The organism is Burkholderia savannae (assembly GCF_001524445.2).
Classification (GTDB): domain Bacteria; phylum Pseudomonadota; class Gammaproteobacteria; order Burkholderiales; family Burkholderiaceae; genus Burkholderia; species Burkholderia savannae.
In genome coordinates, this window is the sequence record NZ_CP013417.1 from 1,273,773 (window position 1) to 1,296,641 (window position 22,869).

The 22,869-nt window shown below is 67.2% G+C and carries 13 protein-coding genes and 1 tRNA gene; 5 read left to right on the forward strand and 9 right to left on the reverse strand.

Features of this window, described 5'->3' with window-relative positions; translation table 11 throughout:
• Nucleotides 1-8 precede the first annotated feature (8 nt).
• The 5 genes from narJ to WS78_RS06390 form a co-directional block, all read right to left on the reverse strand.
• Nucleotides 9-713, reverse strand: coding sequence for a nitrate reductase molybdenum cofactor assembly chaperone (gene narJ, locus WS78_RS06370; protein WP_038748791.1), 705 nt, complete (start codon nt 711-713; stop codon nt 9-11).
• Entirely contained in the window at nt 710-2,263 is a 1,554-nt protein-coding gene (gene narH, locus WS78_RS06375) for a nitrate reductase subunit beta (RefSeq protein ID WP_059577149.1), read from the reverse strand. Before narH ends, narJ begins: the two co-directional genes overlap by 4 nt.
• Nucleotides 2,260-5,985 (reverse strand): nitrate reductase subunit alpha, encoded by a 3,726-nt coding sequence (locus tag WS78_RS06380; protein WP_059577242.1) that lies wholly within the window; start codon nt 5,983-5,985, stop codon nt 2,260-2,262. The genes narH and WS78_RS06380 overlap by 4 nt, the downstream gene beginning before the upstream one ends.
• A 242-nt stretch (nt 5,986-6,227) precedes the next feature.
• Nucleotides 6,228-7,613 carry a NarK family nitrate/nitrite MFS transporter gene (locus WS78_RS06385; RefSeq protein WP_038748795.1) on the reverse strand — a complete coding sequence of 462 codons (1,386 nt, stop codon included), beginning with the start codon at nt 7,611-7,613 and terminating at the stop codon, nt 6,228-6,230.
• A 41-nt stretch (nt 7,614-7,654) separates the two neighbouring features.
• Complete coding sequence (locus WS78_RS06390; protein WP_038748797.1) at nt 7,655-8,935, reverse strand: MFS transporter; 1,281 nt, start codon at nt 8,933-8,935, stop codon at nt 7,655-7,657.
• 203 nt (nt 8,936-9,138) lie between these two features.
• Between WS78_RS06390 and WS78_RS06395 the strand changes: the two genes are divergently transcribed.
• Both WS78_RS06395 and dinB read left to right on the forward strand, forming a co-directional pair.
• Nucleotides 9,139-9,215 (forward strand) — tRNA-Met (locus tag WS78_RS06395).
• A 375-nt stretch (nt 9,216-9,590) separates the two neighbouring features.
• Nucleotides 9,591-10,751 carry a DNA polymerase IV gene (gene dinB / locus WS78_RS06400; RefSeq protein ID WP_082717337.1) on the forward strand — a complete coding sequence of 387 codons (1,161 nt, stop codon included), beginning with the start codon at nt 9,591-9,593 and terminating at the stop codon, nt 10,749-10,751.
• Between the two features lie 187 nt (nt 10,752-10,938).
• On the opposite strand, the gene WS78_RS06405 is transcribed toward dinB, so the two are convergent.
• The 4 genes from WS78_RS06405 to fixL form a co-directional block, all read right to left on the reverse strand.
• Nucleotides 10,939-13,041 (reverse strand): M3 family metallopeptidase, encoded by a 2,103-nt coding sequence (locus WS78_RS06405; protein WP_059577155.1) that lies wholly within the window; start codon nt 13,039-13,041, stop codon nt 10,939-10,941.
• A gap of 724 nt (nt 13,042-13,765) precedes the next feature.
• Entirely contained in the window at nt 13,766-14,623 is an 858-nt protein-coding gene (folD, locus tag WS78_RS06410; protein WP_038748803.1) for a bifunctional methylenetetrahydrofolate dehydrogenase/methenyltetrahydrofolate cyclohydrolase FolD, read from the reverse strand.
• Between the two features lie 276 nt (nt 14,624-14,899).
• Nucleotides 14,900-15,538: an oxygen response regulator transcription factor FixJ gene (fixJ, locus tag WS78_RS06415; RefSeq protein WP_038748804.1), complete on the reverse strand. Its 639-nt coding sequence runs from the start codon at nt 15,536-15,538 to the stop codon at nt 14,900-14,902.
• Nucleotides 15,535-18,045: an oxygen sensor histidine kinase FixL gene (fixL, locus tag WS78_RS06420; RefSeq protein ID WP_038748806.1), complete on the reverse strand. Its 2,511-nt coding sequence runs from the start codon at nt 18,043-18,045 to the stop codon at nt 15,535-15,537. The genes fixJ and fixL overlap by 4 nt, the downstream gene beginning before the upstream one ends.
• Here fixL and WS78_RS37490 point away from each other — a divergent pair.
• From WS78_RS37490 to aceF, 3 genes are all read left to right on the forward strand, one after another.
• Nucleotides 17,965-18,186, forward strand: a complete 222-nt coding sequence (locus WS78_RS37490; protein ID WP_081989599.1) for a hypothetical protein — start codon at nt 17,965-17,967, stop codon at nt 18,184-18,186. The two genes, fixL and WS78_RS37490, sit on opposite strands and share 81 nt — an antisense overlap.
• Nucleotides 18,187-18,318: 132 nt before the next feature.
• On the forward strand, nt 18,319-21,015 hold the full coding sequence (gene aceE / locus WS78_RS06430) for a pyruvate dehydrogenase (acetyl-transferring), homodimeric type (RefSeq protein ID WP_038748808.1): 2,697 nt from the start codon (nt 18,319-18,321) through the stop codon (nt 21,013-21,015).
• Nucleotides 21,016-21,151: 136 nt separating this feature from the next.
• Nucleotides 21,152-22,795 (forward strand): dihydrolipoyllysine-residue acetyltransferase, encoded by a 1,644-nt coding sequence (gene aceF, locus WS78_RS06435; RefSeq protein WP_059577158.1) that lies wholly within the window; start codon nt 21,152-21,154, stop codon nt 22,793-22,795.
• Nucleotides 22,796-22,869: the final 74 nt, after the last annotated feature.

Genomic DNA, 22,869 nt, shown 5'->3' on the forward strand with positions numbered 1-22,869 from the left:
CCCCCGCGTCACGCGCGGGGAGCGGGCGTCGCCGCGCGGCGCGGCGGATGAAAGCGGATCGGCTGCGCGTTCGACGCGTTCGCCGCGGGCGCGAGGAGCGGCTCGACGCCGTCGTGGCCGGGGCCGAAGCGCTCGAGCGCTTCGTCCATCGTGCGCGGCGGCGGCTCGGCGACGGGCCGCGGCTCGACGGGCGAGCGCGCGCGCAGCGCCGCGAACGCGGCCGCATACGGGCTCTGCGCGCGCGCGAGGCGCTCGCCGAGCGCGGCGAGCACGTCGATCGCGTCGCCGAGAAGCCGCGCCGCGTGATCGGCGTCGCCGTCGTCCTCGATCGCGCCGAGGAACTCGACGAAGAGCGGCACGTAGTCGGGCAGCTCGCTGCCGACGGGCTCGAAGCCGCGGCGGCGGTATTCGTCGAGCAGATCGACCATCGCCTGGCCGCGGTCGCGGCTCTCGCCGTGCACGTGCTCGAACAGATGCAGCGAGTGCGACGGCGTGCGGTCGAACGTCGCGACGTAACGCTCCTGCAGCTCGATGAGCGGCGCGGCGCGCAGCGATTCGACGAGCGGCGCGAGCGTCGCGCGCGCGTCGGGGAACGCGTCGAGCGCGCGCTCGACGTCGGGCAGCGCGTCGAGCAGCTCCTGCTCGGGATAGGTCAGGAGGGCGGACAGAATCGGATAGATCGACATGACGTTTTCCTCGTGCGATGCGCTCATGCGGCGCTCGCTTTCTTGCGCGTGACGCTCGGCAGCGCCGCGTACGACACCGCCGTTTCCTTCTTGCGGCCGAACAGCGTGCCGTCCGACGTGCCGCCGGAGCAGCCGTTGCCGAACGAGAAGCCGCAACTGCCTTTCTCGTCGAAGCTGTCCTCGGCCATTTCCTTGTGCGACGACGGAATCACGAAGCGGTCCTCGTAGTTCGCGATCGCCATCAGCTGATACATGTCCTCGACCTGCTCGGCGGTGAGCCCGACCTGTTCGAGCACCTGCGCGTCGTGCTCGCCGTGCACGGTCTGCGCGCGCTTGTACGCGCGCATCGCGAGCATCCGGTCGAGCGCGGCGGCGATCGGCGCTTCGTCGCCGGCCGTCAAGAGGTTCGCGAGATAGCGCAGCGGAATCCGCAGGCTGCGCACGTCGGGAATCACGCCGTTCATCCCCATGTGCCCCGACTGCGCGGCGCCCTGGATCGGCGAGAGCGGCGGCACATACCAGACCATCGGCAGCGTCCGGTATTCCGGATGCAGCGGGAACGCGACCTTCCATTCGCACGCCATCCGGTACACGGGCGAGCGTTTCGCCGCGTCGATCCAGCTTTGCGGGACGCCGTCGGCGAGCGCCTGGCGCTCGATCGCCGGATCGTGCGGATCGACGAACACCGCGAGCTGCTCTTCGTAGAGCTGTTGCGGATCGGCGACGGATGCGGCCTGCTCGATGCGGTCCGCGTCATAGAGCATCACGCCGAGATAGCGGATGCGGCCGACACAGGTTTCCGAGCACACGGTCGGCTGGCCGGCCTCGATGCGCGGGAAGCAGAACACGCACTTCTCGGCCTTGCCCGTCTGCCAGTTGAAGTAGATCTTCTTGTACGGGCACCCGGAGATGCACATGCGCCAGCCGCGGCACTTGTCCTGGTCGACGAGCACGATGCCGTCGTCCTCGCGCTTGTAGACGGAGCCGGACGGGCACGACGCGACGCAGGCCGGGTTCAGGCAATGCTCGCAAAGGCGCGGCAGGTACATCATGAAGGTGCTCTCGAACGTCGAGTACATCTCCTTCTGCACGGCCTCGAACAGCTTGTCGCGGCTGCGCGACTTGAACTCGCCGCCGAGATCGTCTTCCCAGTTCGGCCCCCATTCGATCTTCTCCATCTTCTGGCCGGTGATCGCGGAGACCGGGCGTGCGGTCGGCGGCGTCTGCGAGAGCGGCGCGTTCTGCAGATGCGCGTAGTCGTACGTGAACGGCTCGTAGTAATCGTCGATCGCGGGCAGGTTCGGATTCGCGAAGATGTTCGCGAGGATCTTCAGCTTGCCGCCCTGGCGCGGCTCGAGCTTGCCGGCGTCGTTGCGCTTCCAGCCGCCTTGCCACTTGTCCTGGTTCTCCCACTCGCGCGGGTAGCCGACGCCCGGCTTCGTCTCGACGTTGTTGAACCACGCATACTCGACGCCGTCGCGCGAGGTCCACACGTTCTTGCAGGTGACGGAGCAGGTGTGGCAACCGATGCATTTGTCGAGATTGAGCACCATCGCCACTTGTGCGCGGATCTTCATTGTTCTGCTCCTTCGTTAAGCGGCTCTTCGAGCCAGTCCACCCGGTTCATCTTGCGCACGATCACGTATTCGTCGCGGTTGCTGCCGACGGTGCCGTAGTAGTTGAAGCCGTACGCGAGCTGCGCGTAGCCGCCGATCATGTGCGTCGGCTTCGTCACGGTGCGCGTGACCGAGTTGTGAATGCCGCCGCGCTTGCCGCTCGTCTCCGCGCCGGGCACGTTCACGATCTTTTCCTGCGCGTGATACATGAGGCACATGCCGGCCGGCACGCGCTGCGACACGACCGCGCGCGCGGTCAGCGTGCCGTTCACGTTGAACACCTCGACCCAGTCGTTGTCGCGGATGCCGGCCTGCTGCGCCTCGGCCTCCGAGATCCACACGTGCGGGCCGCCGCGCGAGAGCGTCAGCATCCGCAGGTTGTCCGAGTAGGTCGAGTGGATGCCCCATTTCTGGTGCGGCGTGATCCAGTTCAGCACGAGCTCGGGCTGGCCGTTCGACATCCGCTTGTGCAGCGGCGCGACGGTCTTCGTGTCGATCGCCGGCCGGTACGCGCACGAGCCTTCGCCGAAGTCGAGCATCCAGCGGTGATCCTGATAGAACTGCTGGCGGCCCGTGAGCGTGCGCCACGGAATCAGCTCGTGAACGTTCGTGTAGCCGGCGTTGTAGCTCACTTCCTCCGATTCGAGGCCCGACCACGTCGGCGCGGAGATGATCTTGCGCGGCTGCGCCTGCACGTCGCGAAAGCGGATCTTGTCGTGCTCGCGGCCGATCGCGAGGTGCGTGTGATCGCGGCCCGTGATCTTCGAGAGCGCGTCCCATGCCTTCACCGCGACGTGGCCGTTCGTCTCCGGCGCGAACGTGAGGATCATCTCGGCCGCGTCGATCGCGGTGTCGAGGCGAGGGCGGCCGCGGCTCACGCCGGGTTCGGCGACCGTGTCCGACAGCGCGCCGATCTCCTTCACCTCATGCTCGGTGTTCCACGTGATGCCCTTGCCGCCGTTGCCGAGCTTGTCGAGGAGCGGCCCGATCGACGTGAACTTCTTGTGGATGTCGCCGTAGTTGCGCTCGACGACGGTCATCGACGGCGCGGTCTTGCCGGGGATCAGGTCGCATTCGCCGCGGCGCCAGTCCTTCGGCTCGAACGGCTGGCCGAGCTCGCCGGGCGTGTCGTGCATGAGCGGCGTGCAAACGAGGTCGCGCCGCGTGCCGAGGTACGGCCCCGCGATCTCGCTGAACTTCTTCGCGATCGCCTTGTAGATCTCCCAGTCGGTCTTGCTTTCCCACAGCGGCTGCACGGCTTCGGACAGCGGATGGATGAACGGGTGCATGTCCGACGTGTTGAGGTCGTCCTTCTCGTACCAGGTCGCGGTCGGCAGCACGATGTCGCCGTACAGGCACGTGGTGCTCATCCGGAAGTCGAGCACCGTGAGCAGGTCGAGCTTGCCAACGGCGGCGTCGCGCACGTGCACCTCGGACGGCTTGAGCGCATCCGCCTCGTCGCTGAAGAGCGCGTTCTGCGTGCCGAGCAGGTATTTGAGGAAATACTCGTGGCCCTTGCCCGAGCTGCCCAGAATGTTCGAGCGCCACACGAACATGTTGCGCGGGAAGTTCGCGGGGTTGTCGGGATCGTCGCACGCGAACGCGAGCTTGCCGCTCTTGAGCATCTCGATTGCGTACGCGACGGGCTCCTTGCCCGCGCGCTCGGCTTCGTCGACGACGTCGAGCGGATTCTTGCCGAGCTGCGGCGCGGACGGCAGCCAGCCCATCCGCTCGGACTTCGCGTTCAGGTCGAGCAGCGTCATGCCTTCGTACTTCGAACGATCGGCGGTCGGCCCGAGGATCTCGTCCACCGCGAGCTTTTCGTGGCGCCACTGGCTCGTGTGGTTGTAGAAGAACGACGTGCCGTTCATCTGGCGCGGCGGGCGCGACCAGTCGAGCGCGAACGCGAGCGGCGCCCAGCCGAACTGCGGACGCAGCTTCTCCTGGCCGACATAGTGCGCCCAGCCGCCGCCGCTCTGGCCGATGCAGCCGCACATCATCAGCAGGTTGATGATGCCGCGGTAGATCATGTCGTTGTGATACCAGTGGTTGAGCGCCGCGCCGACGATCACCATGCTCTTGCCGCGCGTGCGGTCCGCGTTGTCGGCGAACTCGCGCGCGACCTGGATCACGAGGTGGCGCGCGACGCCCGTGTGCTTTTCCTGCCACGCGGGCGTGTAGGGCACGTCGTCGTCGAAGCTCGCCGCGACGTTCGGGCCGCCGAGGCCCTGGTCGACGCCGTAGTTCGCCATCTGCAGGTCGTACACGGTCGCGACGAGCGCGCTCGTGCCGTCGGCGAGCGCGACGCGCTTCGCGGCCACGCGGCGCGCGAGCAGCGATTCGTGCTCGCCGCCGAAGTACGGGAAGCCGACGTCGACGATTTCGTCGTGCGCATCGACGAGCGAAAGCTTCGGATCGATCGCGCGGCCGCTGCCGCCGTCCTTCATTTCGAGATTCCAGTGGCCGACCTTCTCGCCGCCGTTGTGCGCGGCCTCGCCCCAGCGAAAGCCGATCGAGCCGTTCGGCGCGACGATGTCGCCCGTCGAGGCGTCGATCGCGAGCGTCTTCCATTCCGGATGGTTCGCTTCGTTCAGCGAATCGGCGAGGTGCGACGCGCGCAGGAAGTGGTCGGGCACGAGCACGCCGTCGCGCTCGCGCAGCAGCACGAGCATCGGCATGTCGGTGTATTGCTTCACGTAGTCGCGGAAGTACGCGGATTTGTTCGCCGCGTGGAATTCCTTCAGCACGACGTGGCCCATCGCCATCGCGAGCGCGGCGTCGGTGCCTTGCTTCGGCGCGAGCCAGATGTCGCCGAACTTGACCATCTCGCCGTAGTCGGACGAGATCGCGACCGTCTTCGTCCCCTTGTAGCGGACCTCGGTGTAGAAGTGCGCGTCGGGCGTGCGCGTCTGCGGCACGTTCGAGCCCCAGACGAGCAGGTAGCTCGAGTTGTACCAGTCGGCCGATTCGGGCACGTCGGTCTGCTCGCCCCACACCTGCGGGCTCGCGGGCGGCAGGTCGCAGTACCAGTCGTAGAACGACAGGCATGCGCCGCCGATCAGGCTCAGGTAGCGCGCGCCCGCCGCGTACGACACCATCGACATCGCCGGAATCGGCGAGAAGCCGACCACGCGGTCCGGGCCGTAGCGCTTGATCGTGTACGCGTTCGCGGCGGCGATGAGCTCGGTCGCGGTGTTCCAGTCGGCGCGCACGAAGCCGCCCAGTCCGCGCACGCTCTTGTAGCGGCGCGCCTTCTCCGGATTCTGGCTGATCGATTCCCACGCGGCGATCGGGTCCATCGTCTTGCGCGCCTCGCGCCACATTTCCATCAGGCGGCCGCGGATCATCGGGTACTTGACGCGCTGCGCGGAGTAGACGTACCAGCTGTAGGACGCGCCGCGCGGGCAGCCGCGCGGCTCGTGGTTCGGCAGATCGGCTCGGGTGCGCGGATAGTCGGTCTGCTGGGTTTCCCACGTGATGAGGCCGTTCTTCACGTAGACCTTCCACGAGCAGGAGCCGGTGCAGTTCACGCCGTGCGTCGAGCGGACGATCTTGTCGTGCTGCCAGCGGCTGCGGTAGCCGTTTTCCCAGCGCCGGTCCTCGTCGACGACGGCGCCGTGGCCGTCGGAGAACGTGGATTTCACGCGCGACATGAACTTCAGCCGATCCAGAAAGTGACTCATCGTGTGTTTCTCCAAGGGCATCCGCGGTCGCCCTCGGGTGCTGCGAATGCTTGTGTCAGGGGACACTCCGAGATTACGGCGCGTGCGCTCGCGCGCCCATTCGCCGATGGAGCGGGACAGGGGAGGGAGAAGAACTAGTTCGAAAGAACTAGAGGGCGCGGCGCGCCCTGGCGGAATGCATGTCCGGTGCGGCGGCGTGTCGCAGCGCGCCGCGTCCGGAAAGGGGCTGCGTCAGCGCGCGTTCAGCACGGCATCGACGCGTTGCGGCGCGCATAGAACCACCAGGTGATCGCGACGCACGACACGTAGAACGCGATGAAGCACGCGAGCGCCGGCACGGCCGAGCCCGTGATGTCGAGCGACGTGCCGAAGCTCTTCGGAATGAAGAAGCCGCCGTACGCGCCGATCGCGCCCGAAAAGCCGAGCACCGCGGCCGATTCCTTGCCGGCGTCGAGCACCGCCTGCTTCTGCGCGGCTTCGTCCTGGCCCTGCGCCGCACGCTGCCGCTCGGTGAGGAAGATCACGGGAATCATCCGGAACGTCGAGCCGTTGCCGACGCCCGTCAGCGCGAACAGCACGATGAACATCGCGAGGAAGCCCGCGAAATTGCCCGCGTCGCTGCCCGACGGCAGGAACGCGATCACGCCCGCGACCGCCGCGATCATCGCGGCGAAGGTCCAGAAGGTCACGCGCGCGCCGCCGATCCGGTCGGACACCCAGCCGCCGACGGGCCGCATCAGCGCGCCCGCGAGCGGGCCGATGAACGCGTACGCGGTCGGATTCACGCTCGGGAAGAGCGCCTTCGTGAGGAGCGCGAAGCCCGCGGAGAAACCGATGAACGAGCCGAAGGTGCCGACGTACAGCCAGCACATGAGCCAGTTGTGCAGCCGGCGGAAGATCACTGCCTGCTCGGCGAACGACGCCTTCGCGTCGGCGATGTCGTTCATCCCGAACCACGCGGCGAGCGTCGCGACGACGATGAACGGCACCCACACGAAGCCCGCGTTCTGCAGCCACAGGCTCGTCGTCGTGCCGTGCGCGGAGACGGTCTGCGGATCGCCCGCGAGTGCGCCGAAGAGGCCGGCCGAGATCACGAGCGGCGTGACGAACTGCACGACGGACACCCCCAAATTGCCGATCCCCGCATTGAGCCCCGTGGCGAGCCCTTTCTTCGCCTTCGGGAAGAAGAAGCTGATGTTCGCCATCGACGAGCTGAAGTTCGCGCCGCCGAAGCCGCAGAGGAGCGCGAGGATGAGGAGCGTCGGATAGCCCGTGCCCGGATCGCGCAGCGCGAACCCCATCCCGAGCGCGGGGATCAGGAGCGTCGCGGTCGAGATCGCGGTGAAGCGGCGGCCGCCGAAGATCGGCACGAGGAACGAATAGAAGATGCGCAGCGTCGCGCCCGAGAGCGCGGGCAGCGCGGTGAGCCAGAACAGTTGGTTCTTGCTGAAGTGAAAGCCGGCGCGATCGAGATTGACGACGACGACGCTCCAGAGCGACCAGACGACGAACGCGAGCATCAGCGCGGGAATCGAGATCGCGAGATTGCGCCACGCGACGGGGCGCCCCTTGGCTTGCCAGAAGGCCGGGTTTTCGGGGTCCCAGCGCACGAGTAGAGAAGTGGACATGATCGAATCCGTTGAGTGAACGAAGATGACGAAGGAACTGCTCACGCGGAGCGGGCGGCGAGCACGCGCTGGTCGTGCGCCGCGCGCTCGGCGCGGAAGCTGAAGTACATCCAGACGAGGCTCACGCTGACGGCGCCGTAGAGCAGCATGAAGCAGGTCGAGCGCACGCCCGTCAGATCGACGAGTGCGCCGAACAGGATCGGCAGCGCGAAGCCGGCGAGGCCGCCCGCGAGACCGACGATGCCCGACACCGCGCCGATGTCGTCCGAGAACTCGTCGGCGATGAACTTGAAGACCGACGCCTTGCCGACCGCCATCGCGATGCCGACCGCGAACAGCAGCACGGTGAACATGACGGGCGTGAGCGACAGATGGAAGCCGAGCGGGCCGTGCGCGGCGCGGATCGTGAAGTCGGTCGGCGGATAGCTGAGCAGGAAGAACATCACCCAGCACACCCACATCACCCACCAGGTGGTGCGATACGCGCCGTAGCGGTCGGACAGCCAGCCGCCGATCGCGCGCAGCACGCCGCCCGGCAGCGAGAAGCACGCGGCGAGGAACGCGGCCGACTGGATGCCGAAGCCGTATTCGCCGACGTAGTACTGCGTGAGCCACAGCGACAGCCCCACATAGCCGCCGAACACGACCGAGTAGTACTGCGAGTAGCGCCACACGCGCGGGTCCTTCAGCACGCGCAGCTGCGCGCGCAGCGACGTCGCGTTTGTCGAGCGGTGCGCGGGATCGGTCGCGGAGAACACCCAGAAGATGAGCGCCATCGCGAGCATCGCGATCGAATAGACGCGCGGCACGATGGTCCACGTGCCGGCCGCGGCGATGAGCGCGGGCGCGACGAACTTGTTGACGGCCGCGCCCGAGTTGCCGGCGCCGAACACGCCCATCGCGAGGCCCTGGCGCGCCTTCGGGAACCAGCGCGCGACGTACGGCGTGCCGACCGAGAACGAGCCGCCCGCGAGCCCGACGAAGAGGCCGAGCACGAGGAACTGCCAGAGCTCGGTCGCGTACGCGATCAGCCAGATCGGCGCGACGGTGACGAGCATCAGGATGAAGAACACGATGCGCCCGCCGTAGCGATCGGTCCAGATGCCGAGCGGCACGCGGATCAGCGAGCCGGTGAGCACGGGCATCGCGGCGATGAGGCCGAATTCGGTGTCGTTCAGGCCGAGCGTTTTCTTGAGCGGAATGCCGAGGATCGCGAACATCATCCAGACGGCGAAGCACAGCGTGAACGCAATCGTGCTCGACGCGAGCACGGGCATCGCGCGCTTGTCGAGCGATGCGGGAGGAGCGGAGATTGAAGCCATGACGATTCTCTCGGGACGAGGAGGAGCGTCTCAAGAGTAGGGACGGGCGGCGCGCTTGCCTATTCGCCGGGAGAACGGGCGCGTGCGTGCCGATGGGTCGACCGGACTAGTTCGATCGGCGGGTGCGCGGCGGCGTGTGTGACGATTGTTTGAAATAAAGTTTGACGTACCTGCTTAAAACCCATATACTTTTATTTCTCTGACGCGGGGTGGAGCAGTCTGGCAGCTCGTCGGGCTCATAACCCGAAGGTCGTAGGTTCAAATCCTACCCCCGCAACCAAATTCGGCGATGTCCCACGCGCAAGTGACCGATGCGCGAATCGCCAAGACAAAAACCCGGCTCTCGAGCCGGGTTTTTGTTTTTCCGCGTCCGGTTTTCTCCCGTTTTCGGCTTCATTCGACTTCGATCGGGCGGCGTGCTCGTCTCGTCCGGTCTTGACGGTTGCGCGAGCGACGCGTGCGCGCGATGCTTGGCATGCCTGTTTCTTCTCGCTCGATGCATATGCATCGAGCGACCGTCGTCGCGATCGCGGCGCGGCGCTTGCCGTGTGTTCGAACCGCTGCAGCCGGCGTTCCTGTTTCTTTTCGGGCGCTTGGCGTCACGCCCCGCCGCACAGTTGAAACACGCACTGTGTTTTTGTACAGTATCGGCACCTTGGACAAGCCGACGCCTTCCTCCGACACGTCTTCGCCGCCTTCGGGCGACGCGGCCCCGTTCGCGCGCAAGATCATTCATTGCGACTGCGACTGCTTCTACGCGTCGGTCGAGATGCGCGACGATCCGTCGCTGCGCGGCCGCCCGCTCGCGGTCGGCGGCCGCCCCGATCAGCGCGGCGTGATCGCGACCTGCAACTACGAGGCCCGCCGCTTCGGCGTGCATTCGGCGATGTCGTCGGCGCTTGCGATGCGCAAGTGTCCGGATCTCCTGATTCTGCCGTCCGCGATGGACAAGTACCGCGCGGCGTCGCGGCTCATCATGGCGATCTATCGCGACTACACGCCCGACGTCGAGCCGCTGTCGCTCGACGAGGCGTATCTCGACGTGAGCCGCGCGACGCGCTGTCACGGCAGCGGCACGCTGATCGCGCGCGAGATCCGCGAGCGCGTGCGCGACACGGTGGGCGTCACGGTGTCGGCGGGCGTCGCGCCGAACAAGTTCATCGCGAAAATCGCGTCCGACTGGAACAAGCCCGACGGGCTTTTCGTCGTGCGGCCGCACGAAGTGGACGCGTTCGTCGCCGCGCTGCCCGTGCGCAAGCTGCACGGCGTCGGCAAGGTGACGGCGGCGCGGCTCGACAAGCTCGGCATCCGCACCTGCGACGAGCTGCGCGGCTGGTCGCTGTTCGATCTGCATCACGAGTTCGGCGCGTTCGGCCGGCGGCTCCACGAGCTCGCGCGCGGCATCGACGAGCGGCCGGTGCGCGCGGACCAGGAGCGCAAGTCGGTGAGCGTCGAGACGACCTACGTCCAGGATCTCGCCACGCTCGACCAATGCGCGGCCGAGATCCGGCGGTTGACGGTGCTGCTCGATGCGCGGATCGAGCGGGCGGGCGCCGCGCGCTCGATCAGAAAGCTGTACGTGAAGATCCGCTTCGCGGATTTCCAGCGCACGACGGTCGAATGCGTCGCCGATGCGACCGATGCCGAGACCGCCGTCGCGCTGCTCGCGAAAGGGCTCGCGCGCCGCAAGCAGGCGGTGCGGCTGTTGGGCGTCGGCGTGCGGATCGACGAGGATACCGCCGAGCGGCACGGGCAGATCGCGCTGTTCGACGACGAGGACGAAAGTCTCGACGACGACGCGTCGCCCGAAGCGTGATCGAGCGGCCGGCACTTGCCGTGTCGACGGGCGATAAAAAAAACGGCAACCCATGCCAACAGGTTGCCGTCTTTTGCGGATCGCGGATCGCGGATCGCGGAGCAGCGGAGCAGCGGAGCAGCGGTGGGGCGTCGCGTGCTCGGCCGATCGTCGGGCTCGAGCGCGCCGCGCCGGCGCGTGCGTTGCGTTACGCGCGCGCCGGCGCGGCGTCCGCCATGCCGCTGTGGCGCAGCAGCGCGTCGATGTTCGGCTCGCGGCCGCGGAACGCCTTGAACGAATCCATCGCCGCGCGGCTGCCGCCGACTTCGAGGATCTCGCGCCGGTAGCGCGCGCCCGTCGTCGCGTCGAGCACGCTGCCCGCCGAGCCGGCCGCTTCCTCGAACGCCGCATACGCGTCGGCGGACAGCACTTCGGCCCACTTGTAGCTGTAGTAGCCGGCCGCATAGCCGCCCGCGAAGATGTGGCTGAACGTGTTCGGCCAGCGCGAGAACGGCGCTTGCGGGATCACGTGGAAGCGCTCGTTGATCTCGCGCGCGAAATCGTTGACGCTCGCGTTGTCCGCCGTGGGATCGAAGTCGACGTGCAGCAGCATGTCGAACATCGAGAACACGATCTGGCGCAGCGTGCCGAGGCCGCTCTGGAAGTTCTTCGCGGCGAGCATCTTGTCGAACAGCGCGCGCGGCAGCGGCTCGCCGGTGTCGACGTGCGACGACATCGACGACAGCACGTCCCACTCCCAGCAGAAGTTCTCCATGAACTGCGACGGCAGCTCGACCGCATCCCATTCGACGCCGTTGATGCCCGATACGCCGATCTCGTCGACGCGCGTGAGCATGTGATGCAGCCCGTGGCCGAACTCGTGGAACAGCGTGATCACTTCGTCGTGCGTGAAGCACGCGGGCTTGCCGCCGATCGGCGCCGAAAAGTTGCACGTCAGATAGGCGACGGGCGTCTGCACGCTGCCGTCGCCGCGCTTCGCGCGCGAGCGCGCGTCGTCCATCCACGCGCCGCCGCGCTTGCCTTCGCGCGCGTAGAGGTCGAGATAGAACTGCGCGACGAGCGAGCCGTCGCGATTCTCGACGCGGAAAAAGCGCACGTCCTCATGCCAGACGGGCGCTTCGTCGCGCGCGATCTTCACGCCGAACAGCGTCTCGGCGACGGTGAAGAGGCCCTTCAGCACCGCGGGCTCGGGGAAATACTGCTTCACCTCGTTCTCGGAGAACGCGTAGCGCTGCTCGCGCAGCTTCTCGGCCGCGTACGCGACGTCCCACGGCTCGAGCGCCGCGAGGCCGAGCTCGCTCGACGCGAACGCGCGCAGCTCGTCCCAGTCCTTCTCGGCGAACGGGCGCGCGCGCTTCGCGAGATCCTCGAGGAACGCGATCACCTGTTGCGGCGATTCCGCCATCTTCGGCGCGAGCGACACCTCGGCGAAGTCGTGATAGCCGAGCATCTGCGCTTCCTCGCGGCGCAGCGCGAGCTGGTCGGCGACGATCGTCGTGTTGTCCCAGTCGGCCTTGCCGTCGCCGTATTGCGGGCCGAGCTCGGACGCGCGCGTCACGTAGGCGCGGTACATCGCCTCGCGCATCGCGCGGTTCCGAGCGTATTGCAGCACCGGGAAATACGATGGGAAGTGCAGCGTGAATTTCCAGCCGGCCTTCTCTTCCTTCTGCGCGGCCTCGCGTGCGGCTGCGATCGCATCGGCGGGCAGGCCGGCGAGCTCGTCTTCGCCCTGCGCGAAGTATGCGTAGCCGTTCGTCGCGTCGAGCACGTGATCGGAGAACGATTTCGACAGCGCCGCCTGCTGCTCCTGCAGCTCCGCGAAGCGCGGCTTCTGGTCCTCGGGCAGTTCGGCGCCCGACAGGCGGAAGTCGCGCAGCGCGTTGTCGAGGATCTTCTTGCGCTCGACGGACAGCGTCGGATATTCGGCGCTCGCGGCGATCGCCTTGTACTTCTCGTAGAGCGCGAGATTCTGGCCGACGCTCGACCAGAATTCGGTCACGCGCGGCAGGTTCTCGCCGTAGACGGCGCGCAGCTCGGGCGTGTCGGCGACCGCGTTCAGGTGGCCGACGACACCCCACGCGCGGCCGAGCGGCTCGGTCGCATGCTCGATGATCTCGACGACGGCCGCCCAGGTCGCGGGCGTGTCGGGCCGCGCGGCGCGCTCGACGGCGTCGTTCGCGTTCGCGAGCAGCGTGTCGAGCGCGGGCGTCGCGTGCTCGGGGCGAATTTCGCCGAAGCGGGGGAGGCCTGAGAAATCGAGAAGCGGGTTGGCGTTTGCGCTGACGGACATAGTGCTCCCTGGCGGTTTCGGTTTCGGGTTAGGCGAATGACGGCGGCGCACGGCGCCGATCGTCGCTTCATGTCGACATTATTGGGGCGCATCGCGCGCTTTCCAATCGATAGTTTCTAACGAAGCGATTGGGGCGGGAACGCCGGGCGCCGATGGGTGACCGAGCGTACGCAGCGGGGAAAGCCGGACGGCGCGCGCGGGCGGCGCGTCGAAGCGGGCGTGCGCAAGGCCGTTCGATTCGCGCAGGCGGCGCGGGTGCGGCATGTGTGCGGCGAGGGCGGAGGGGGTGGCGCGCGAGATCCGCCATTGCGCCTCTTCTTCGGGCCGTCGGTCGCCCGCGCGGCGCGCCTTGCTCGGGGTGCCCCGCGAGACGAGGGCCGCCGCATGCGTGGCGGCACTGGGGGCGCGGCCATGGCGTACAGCGCGGCGGCGAACGCTTGGCGGGGCTCAGAGGCGATGGCAGGTTGCGGGCGCCGACGGCGTTCCGGCGCTGGTGCATGGCGCGACCGGCGTCGCGCGGCGGCCATCGGCTACCAGTGGGCGCACCGCGGGCGCACCGTGGGCCAACGGCAGGCATCACCGGCCATCGCCCGCCGATCGCTACTGCGCCGCCGCATCGCCCGGCACGGGCCGCGGGCGGGTGCCGGCGAGCCGTCCGCGCACGGGAATCGCCGATCGAAGCGGCTCGGCGCGTGCGCCGCGAGGTTCCCGGCGCCGTTCGCCGTCAGGCCGCCGCGGCGGCGCGCTCGGCGGCTTCGATCGTATTGATGAGCAGCATCGTGATCGTCATCGGGCCGACACCGCCCGGCACGGGCGTGATGTGGCCCGCGACTTGCAAGACGCCCGCGAAGTCGACGTCGCCGCACAGCTTGCCTTCGTCGTTGCGGTTCATCCCGACGTCGATCACGGTCGCGCCCGGCTTCACCATGTCGGCCGTCAGCACGTTGCGCTTGCCGACCGCCGCGACGACGACGTCCGCCGCGCGCGTATGCGCGGCGAGGTCGCGCGTCTTGCTGTGGCAGATCGTGACGGTCGCGCCCGCTTCGAGCAGCAGCAGCGCCATCGGCTTGCCGACGATGTTCGAGCGGCCGATCACGACCGCGTTCGCGCCTTGCAGCGGGATCTTGTACGCGTCGAACATCTTCATCACGCCGTACGGCGTGCACGGGCGGAAGAGCGGCTTGCCCGTCATCAGCGCGCCCGCGTTCGCGACGTGGAAGCCGTCGACGTCCTTCTCGGGCGCGATCGCCTCGATCACCTTGTGGCTGTCGATGTGCGCGGGCAGCGGCAATTGCACGAGAATGCCGTGGATCTTCGGATCGCGGTTCAGCTCGTCGATGCGCGCGAGGAGTTCGGGCTCGGAGAGCGTCGCAGGATAGCGGTCCTTCAGCGAGAAGAAGCCGTTGTCCTCGCACGCCTTGATCTTGTTGCGCACGTAGACTTCGCTCGCCGGGCTGTCGCCGACGAGGATCACCGCGAGGCCCGGCCGGTGGCCGCGTGCGGCGAGCGCGGCGGCGCGCTCGGCCGCTTGCGCGCGCAGGGTCTTCGAAAGGGCGTTGCCGTCGATCAGGGTGGCTGTCATGGTGGGAATCTGCTTGACAAGGTTGGAGATGCGGGCGTGCGGCGCCAGGTTGCGCTGCAGCGAAGCATCGAATTATACCGCCCGCCTGCCGTCACCCGACATCGATCGAGTCGAATCGCGCCACGCGCGGCGCGCGAGACGAATGGAAAACGGGGCGCGGCGCAACGGAGGATGGGGTGAGCGGGAGCGCAAACCGGTTGGGGCGGGCGGAATGTCGCGCCGCAAAAGAACGCGCTCGCCCGGCGCGCGCCGGGCGGCGGAGGGGGAGAGAAGCGCTTACGCCTGCTTCTTCGACAGCGCGAGCCGCAGCAGATCGGCGACCGTGTTGACGTTGAGCTTTTCCATGATGTTCGCGCGGTGCGCCTCGACCGTCTTGATGCTGATGCCGAGATCGTCGGCGATCTGCTTGTTCAGGCGGCCGGCGATGATCCGCTCGAGCACCTGCTGTTCGCGCGCGGTCAGCTTCGACAGGCGCTCGCTCGCCGCGCGCTGCTCCTGGACGCTCTTGATTTCGCTTCTCGCCTTGTCGAGCATGCGCTCGACGAGCTTGCGCAGCTCGGCTTCGTCGAACGGCTTTTCGATGAAATCCATCGCGCCTTTCTTCATCGTCGACACGGCCATCGGCACGTCGCCGTGGCCGGTCACGAAGATGATGGGGAGCGCCGCGTTCTCGGCGATCAGACGTTCCTGCAACTCGAGGCCGCTCATCCCGGACATCCGCACGTCGAGGATCAGGCACGCGATCTGTCCCGCCTGCTGCGCGGGCTGGTAGGCATCGAGGAACTGCTCGGCGCTCGAGAAGCATTGCACGCGATAGCCGTTTGCCTCCAGCAGCCAGCGCAGCGAATCGCGCACGGCCTCGTCGTCGTCGACGACAAAGACGGTTTCCTGAGAGGTGGTGACAGGGCTATTCATATCTCTCCCGTTACGGTTTGTGATGGCGATGTCTCGGATCGGTGACCGAGATCCTCCGGTTCCCCAATGGGCAGGCTGCAGTGGAACGTCGCGCCCGACACGAAGCCGTCCGGCTCGACGTTGTTGACCACCCACAGACGCCCGCGATGCGATTCGATGATCGAGCGGCAGATATTGAGCCCCATGCCCATCCCGTCCGATTTGGTGCTGTAGAACGGTTCGAACAGGCGTTCGGCCGTCGCCTCGTCGACGCCCGGACCCTGGTCGATCACGCGAATGTCGACGAAGCCCGATTCGAGGTCGGCGACGACGCGGATCACGCCGTTTTCCGCCTGCGGCCGCGCCTCCTGCATCGCCTCGGCCGCGTTCTTCATCAGGTTCACGAGCACCTGCTCGATCAACACGGGGTCGACATAAATAATAGGCATTCTTGCGCGGATTTCGGTGACGATCCGAATCCGGCGCTTTCTCGCCTCGATTTCGGCGAGGCCGACCGCGTCGGCGACGATGTCGGCGACCCGCGACGGCTGCCGCTTCGGCTCGCTGCGCTTGACGAACTCGCGGATTCGCTTGACGATCATCCCGGCCCGCAGCGCCTGCTGCGCGGTTTTCTCGAGCGCGGGCGACAGCGTTTCAGGCGACGCGCGGCCGCTCTTCACGAGCGCGAGCGTGCCCGAGCAGTAGTTGTTGATCGCGGCGAGCGGCTGGTTCAGCTCGTGCGCGATCGACGACGCCATCTCGCCCATCGTCATCAGCCGGCTCGTGAACTGCAGCTTCTCCTCCTGCTGGTGCGCGAGCTCCTGCGCCTTCTTGCGCGTGGTGATGTCGGTCGCGATCTGCATCTGCGCGAGGTGGCCGTCGACCCACTGGATGTACTGGCGGCGCACTTCGAACCACTTCTGGATGCTCTCGACGTACACCTCTTGCGCGTCCGCCGTGCTCTCGGTGAGCGCGGCGGCGGGCAAGCCCGCGTACGCGTCGACCATGTCGATCGAGTCCGACGACGCCTGCGCGCTGTCGAAGCCGCCGCCCGACAGCTCGAGATGGCCGTCCGGACGGATGCCGAACAGATGGCGGTAATAGCGGTTCGCGAACAGGAGCTCCGCTTCGTCCGCGGCGAGCACGGACACGGCCGCGTCGAGGCTCTCGAGCACCGTCGTGAAGCGCTCGTGCGCGGCGGCGAGCTCCTCGCGCGCGCGTTTCGGCTCGGTGATGTCGGTCATCGACGACATCCAGCCCGTCTGGCGGCCGGAACTGTCGATGAGCGGCGACACGTAGAGGCGCGCGTGGAACAGCGATCCATCCTTGCGCCGCACGCGCAGCTCGAAGCCGGAGCTCGGCGCCTTGCCGCGCAGCGTCATGTCGAGCTGGCGCTGCATTTCCGGATACGCGTCACGCGGCCAGTAAGGGAACGGCGCGGTCTTGCCGACGAGGTCGCTCTCGTCCCAGCCCGTCATCCGGCAGAACGCCGGGTTCACGTGAGTGATGCGGCCGTGCATGTCGAGCACGCGCATGCCGATCAGCACGGAATTCTCCATCGCGCGGCGGAAGAACGCCTCCGCGTACAGCGCCTGCTGCGCCTCGAAGCGCTGGCGCGTGTGCTTCCACAGGCTCCAGAGGCTCCACAGCACGAAGCACGACAGGCCGGCGACGAGCCACACGAGCGTGTTGTTGGTCAGGTTCGTCGTCTGCGGGTACGCGTAGACGCGCACCGTGAGGCCCTGGCCGGGCGGATCGAGCGGCAGGTCGTAGTGCGCGTCGCGCGGCAGCCGCGGGCGCGACGACGTCGACGCGAGCTCGCGGTTGTTCGCGTCGGTGATCGAGATCTTGTACTTCGCGGACAGCTCGGGCGGGATGTCGTGCTTCAGTATCCCTTCGACGGAGAACACCGCGGCGATCGAGCCGAGGTATTCGCGCTCGCGGATCACGGGCGTCTGCAGCGTCAGATAGCCGTTGCCGAAGTCGTCGTAGACGAGCGGCGAATACGATTGCCGGCGCGTGCTGCGCGCCTCGCCGTACGCGCCGCGCACGACTTCGTCCATCTGCGCGTCGTTCGGCTTCGCGAGCCGCTGGCCGAGTACCGGCAGTTGCATCGTCGGCCATCGTTTCGTGCCGGGCGCCGTGTACCAGTTCAGATAGAGGATCTCGGGATGCGCCTGCATCACGTCGCCGACCGTGGACTGGAACGCGTGCTCGTCGACGCGGCCCGCGGCGATGTCGCGCGCGAACGCCTGAAGCTGCTCCTGCGCGCCCGTCATCGACAGCCGGATCTGCTGCTGGGCCCACGCGACGTTGCGAAACAGCGTGTCTTCCTGCTGCTGCTCCTCGCGGCGGTTGAGGCTCCACAGAATGAGGCTCATCACCACGAGAAAGACCAGGATCGACAGGAGGGGGGTCAGCAGGTAAGAGTTGGACCACCACGGTCCGTGGTGCCAGCGGGACGGCTGCGACTCCGCCGGCGAGCCCGACGGTCGCGCCGAGCGTGCGAAAAGCCGATCGGTCAACATGGCAGGATTGTAGCTCAGCGCGCCATGCGCAAAAGGCGTACAAGAGAGGTTGAACCGAAAGCGGAATCATCGATGCATGATCAACCGCACACGCCGATCGGATGGGTGCGGCGCAGCAATATTTCGTATTGCGAGAAATGATCTCATAATTCGAAAATTTTGTTGCGCGCTGCGTGTGACGCTCTTTACAATCCGCGGGAGCTTGTTGCAGCCGGCGGCATGCGTCGTCGCGCGAAGGCCATCTTCATATTCCAGGACACCCAGGAGACGAGAATGTCCGCTGTACCTAATGAAGTGATGAAGTACGTTGCGGCCGAACGCGACGACGACGCGCAGGAAACCGTCGAATGGCTCGAAGCGCTCGACGGCGTGATTTCCTCCGTCGGCCCCGGCCGCGCGCACTACCTGATCGAAAAGCAGATCGAATTCGCGCGGATGCACGGCGAGCACCTGCCCTTCTCCGCGAACACCCCGTACATCAACACGATTCCCGTCGAAGCCCAGGCGAAGATTCCGGGCGACCAGGACATCGAGCACCGGATTCGCTCGTACACGCGCTGGAACGCGATCGCGATGGTGCTGCGCGCGGGCAAGGACACGAACGTCGGCGGCCACATCGCGTCGTTCGCGTCGGCCGCCACGCTCTACGACGTCGGCTACAACCACTTCTGGCACGCGCCGTCCGCCGAGCACGGCGGCGATCTCGTGTTCGTGCAGGGCCACTCGTCGCCCGGCGTGTACTCGCGCGCGTTCCTGCTCGGCCGCCTGACCGAGAACCAGCTCGACAACTTCCGCCAGGAAGTTGGCGGCAACGGCATCTCGTCGTATCCGCACCCGTGGCTGATGCCGGACTTCTGGCAGTTCCCGACCGTGTCGATGGGCCTCGGCCCGATCATGGCGATCTACCAGGCGCGCTTCATGAAATACATCGAAGCGCGCGGCATCGCGAAGACGCAGGGCCGCAAGGTGTGGGCGTTCCTCGGCGACGGCGAGACGGACGAGCCGGAATCGCTCGGCGCGATCGGCATGGCGAGCCGCGAGAAGCTCGACAACCTCGTGTTCGTGATCAACTGCAACCTGCAGCGTCTCGACGGCCCGGTGCGCGGCAACGGCAAGATCATCCAGGAGCTGGAATCGGAATTCCGCGGCGCGGGCTGGAACGTGATCAAGGTGATCTGGGGCAGCCGCTGGGATGCGCTGTTCGCGCGCGACAAGACGGGCGCGCTGATGCGCCGCATGATGGAAGTCGTCGACGGCGAGTATCAGACGTACAAGTCGGAGTCGGGCGCGTACGTGCGCGAGCATTTCTTCAACACGCCGGAGCTCAAGGCGCTCGTCGCCGACTGGTCCGACGACGACATCTGGAACCTGAACCGCGGCGGCCACGATCCGCACAAGATCTACGCGGCGTTCCACGAGGCGAGCAACTCGAAGGGCGCGCCGACCGTGATCCTCGCGAAGACCATCAAGGGCTACGGGATGGGCGAGTCGGGCCAGGCGATGAACATCACGCACCAGCAGAAGAAGCTGCCCGTCGAGCAACTGAAGAAGTTCCGCGACCAGTTCCGCCTGCCGATCACCGACGAGCAGATCGCCGACGTGCCGTACGTGAAATTCGAGGAAGGCTCGAAGGAGCTCGAATACATGCGCAAGCAGCGCATGGACCTCGGCGGCTACCTGCCGCAGCGCCGCGAGAAGGCGCAGTCGCTGCCGGTGCCGGCGCTCGAAGCGTTCGAGCCGCTCCTGAAGGGCACGGGCGAAGGCCGCGAGATCTCGACGACGATGGCGTTCGTGCGGATCTTGAACATCCTGTTGAAGGACAAGACGCTCGGCAAGCGCGTCGTGCCGATCGTGCCGGACGAGTCGCGCACGTTCGGCATGGAGGGCCTGTTCCGCCAGATCGGCATCTGGAACCAGGAAGGCCAGAAGTACGTGCCGGAGGATTCCGACCAGCTGATGTTCTACAAGGAATCGGAAACCGGCCAGATCCTGCAGGAAGGCATCAACGAAGCGGGCGGCATGTGCGACTGGATCGCGGCGGCGACGTCGTACTCGACGCACGGCGAGATCATGGTGCCGTTCTACATCTTCTATTCGATGTTCGGCTTCCAGCGGATCGGCGATCTGGCATGGGCGGCGGGCGACATGCGCTCGCGCGGCTTCCTGCTCGGCGGCACGGCGGGCCGCACGACGCTCAACGGCGAAGGCCTGCAGCACGAGGACGGCCATTCGCTGCTGTGGGCCGCATCGGTGCCGAACTGCGTGAGCTACGATCCGACGTTCGGCTACGAGCTCGCCGTCATCATGCAGGACGGCCTGCGCCGGATGGTGCAGGAGCAGGAGGACGTCTACTACTACGTCACCGTGATGAACGAGAACTACGAGCATCCGGCGATTCCGCAGGGCGAGCACGTGGCGGCCGACATCATCAAGGGCATGTACTCGTTCAAGAAAGCCGACGCCGATCAGAAGGCGCCGCGCGTTCAACTGCTCGGCGCGGGCACGATCTTCAACGAAGTGATCGCCGCCGCGGATCTGCTGAAGAACGACTGGGGCGTCGCGGCCGATCTGTGGAGCGTGCCGAGCTTCACCGAGCTCGCCCGTGAAGGCCACGAAGTCGAGCGCTGGAACCTGCTGCATCCGGCCGAGGAGCGCCGCCTGTCGCACGTGCAGAAGTGCCTGAAGGACGCGCAGGGCCCGGTGATCGCGTCGACCGACTACGTGCGCGCGCTCGCCGACCAGATTCGCGGCCAGGTCGATCGCCGCTACGTCGTGCTCGGCACCGACGGCTTCGGCCGCTCGGACACGCGCAAGGCGCTGCGCCATTTCTTCGAAGTGGACCGGTACTGGGTCACGGTCGCGGCGCTCAACGCGCTCGCCGACGAAGGCGCGATCGACCGCAAGGTCGTGGCGGACGCCATCGCGAAGTACGAGCTCGACCCGGCCAAACCCAACCCGATGACGGTTTAACGCACGCGCCGCGTGACGCCGCGCGCCCGTTTCCGCTTTCGTCGACGAGGGCGGGGCGGGCGGCGCGGCTCCGCCTTGCATGGGATCAGAGTCGGCCGCCCGCGCGGCGACGCTGATCGACAGGAGACTGAAACAGATGAGTCAAGCGATCGAAGTCAAGGTGCCGGATATCGGCGATTACAAGGACGTGCCCGTCATCGAAGTGCTCGTGAAGCCGGGCGATGCGGTCGAGGCCGAGCAGTCGCTCGTCACGCTCGAGTCCGACAAGGCGACGATGGACGTGCCGAGCCCCGTCGGCGGCACGGTCAAGGAAGTGAAGGTCAAGGTCGGCGACGCGGTGTCGCAGGGCTCGCTGATCGTGCTGCTCGACGGCGCGCAAGCGGCCGCTAAGCCCGCGCAGGCGAACGGCGCCGCGGCGCCCATCCCGCAGCCGGCGCCCGCCGCTGCCGCGGCGGCGCCCGCGCCGGCCGCCGGCGGCGGCACGGTCGACGTGAAAGTGCCGGACATCGGCGACTACAAGGACGTGCCCGTCATCGAGATATCGGTGAAGGTCGGCGATACGGTCGAGGCCGAGCAGTCGCTCGTCACGCTCGAATCGGACAAGGCGACGATGGACGTGCCGAGCCCGACCGCGGGCGTCGTCAAGGCCATCAAGGTGAAGGTGGGCGATGCGGTGTCGAAGGGCTCGCTGATCGTCGTGCTCGAAGCGGCGGGCGGCGGCGCGGCCGCGCCGCAGGCGGCGCACGCTCAGGCGGCGCCGGCGCCTGCTCAGGCGGCTTCCGCGCCTGCACCCGCCGCCGCACCCGCGCCGCGAGCGGCGCCCGCCGCCGCGCTCGCGCCTGCCGCGAGCGGCGAGTATCGCGCGAGCCACGCGTCGCCGTCGGTGCGCAAGTTCGCGCGCGAGCTCGGCGTCGACGTGTCGCGCGTGCAGGGCACGGGCCCGAAGGCCCGCATCACGAAGGAAGACGTCACCGCGTTCGTGAAGGGCGTGATGACGGGCCAACGCGCGGCGCCCGCCGCGGCAGCCGCACCGGCGGGCGGCGGCGAGCTGAACCTGCTGCCGTGGCCGAAGGTCGATTTCACGAAGTTCGGCCCGATCGAGGCGAAGCCGCTGTCGCGCATCAAGAAGATCTCGGGCGCGAATCTGCATCGCAACTGGGTGATGATCCCGCACGTCACGAACAACGACGAAGCGGACATCACCGAGCTCGAGGCGCTGCGCGTGCAACTGAACAAGGAGCACGAGAAGGCGGGCGTGAAGTTCACGATGCTTGCGTTCGTGATCAAGGCGGTCGTCTCGGCGCTGAAGAAGTTCCCGACGTTCAATGCGAGCCTCGACGGCGACAACCTCGTCTTCAAGCAGTACTACCACGTCGGTTTCGCCGCCGACACGCCGAATGGTCTCGTCGTGCCGGTGATTCGCGACGCGGACAAGAAGGGCCTCGTCGACATCGCGAAGGAAATGAGCGAACTGTCGAAGGCGGCGCGCGAGGGCAAGCTGAAGCCGGACCAGATGCAGGGCGGCTGCTTCTCGATCTCGTCGCTGGGCGGCATCGGCGGCACGCATTTCACGCCGATCATCAACGCGCCGGAGGTGGCGATCCTCGGCCTGTCGCGCAGCGCAACGAAGCCCGTGTGGGACGGCAAGCAGTTCGTGCCGCGCCTCACGCTGCCGATGTCGCTGTCGTACGACCATCGCGTGATCGACGGCGCGGAAGCCGCGCGGTTCAATGCGTATCTCGGCGCGATTCTCGGCGACTTCCGTCGCGTGATTCTTTGATGAGCGGGGAGGCTCGCGGGGGCGTGGGTTTTTTGTCGGTTATCCACGTTTCATCGTTGAACTTGCTTTCCTAA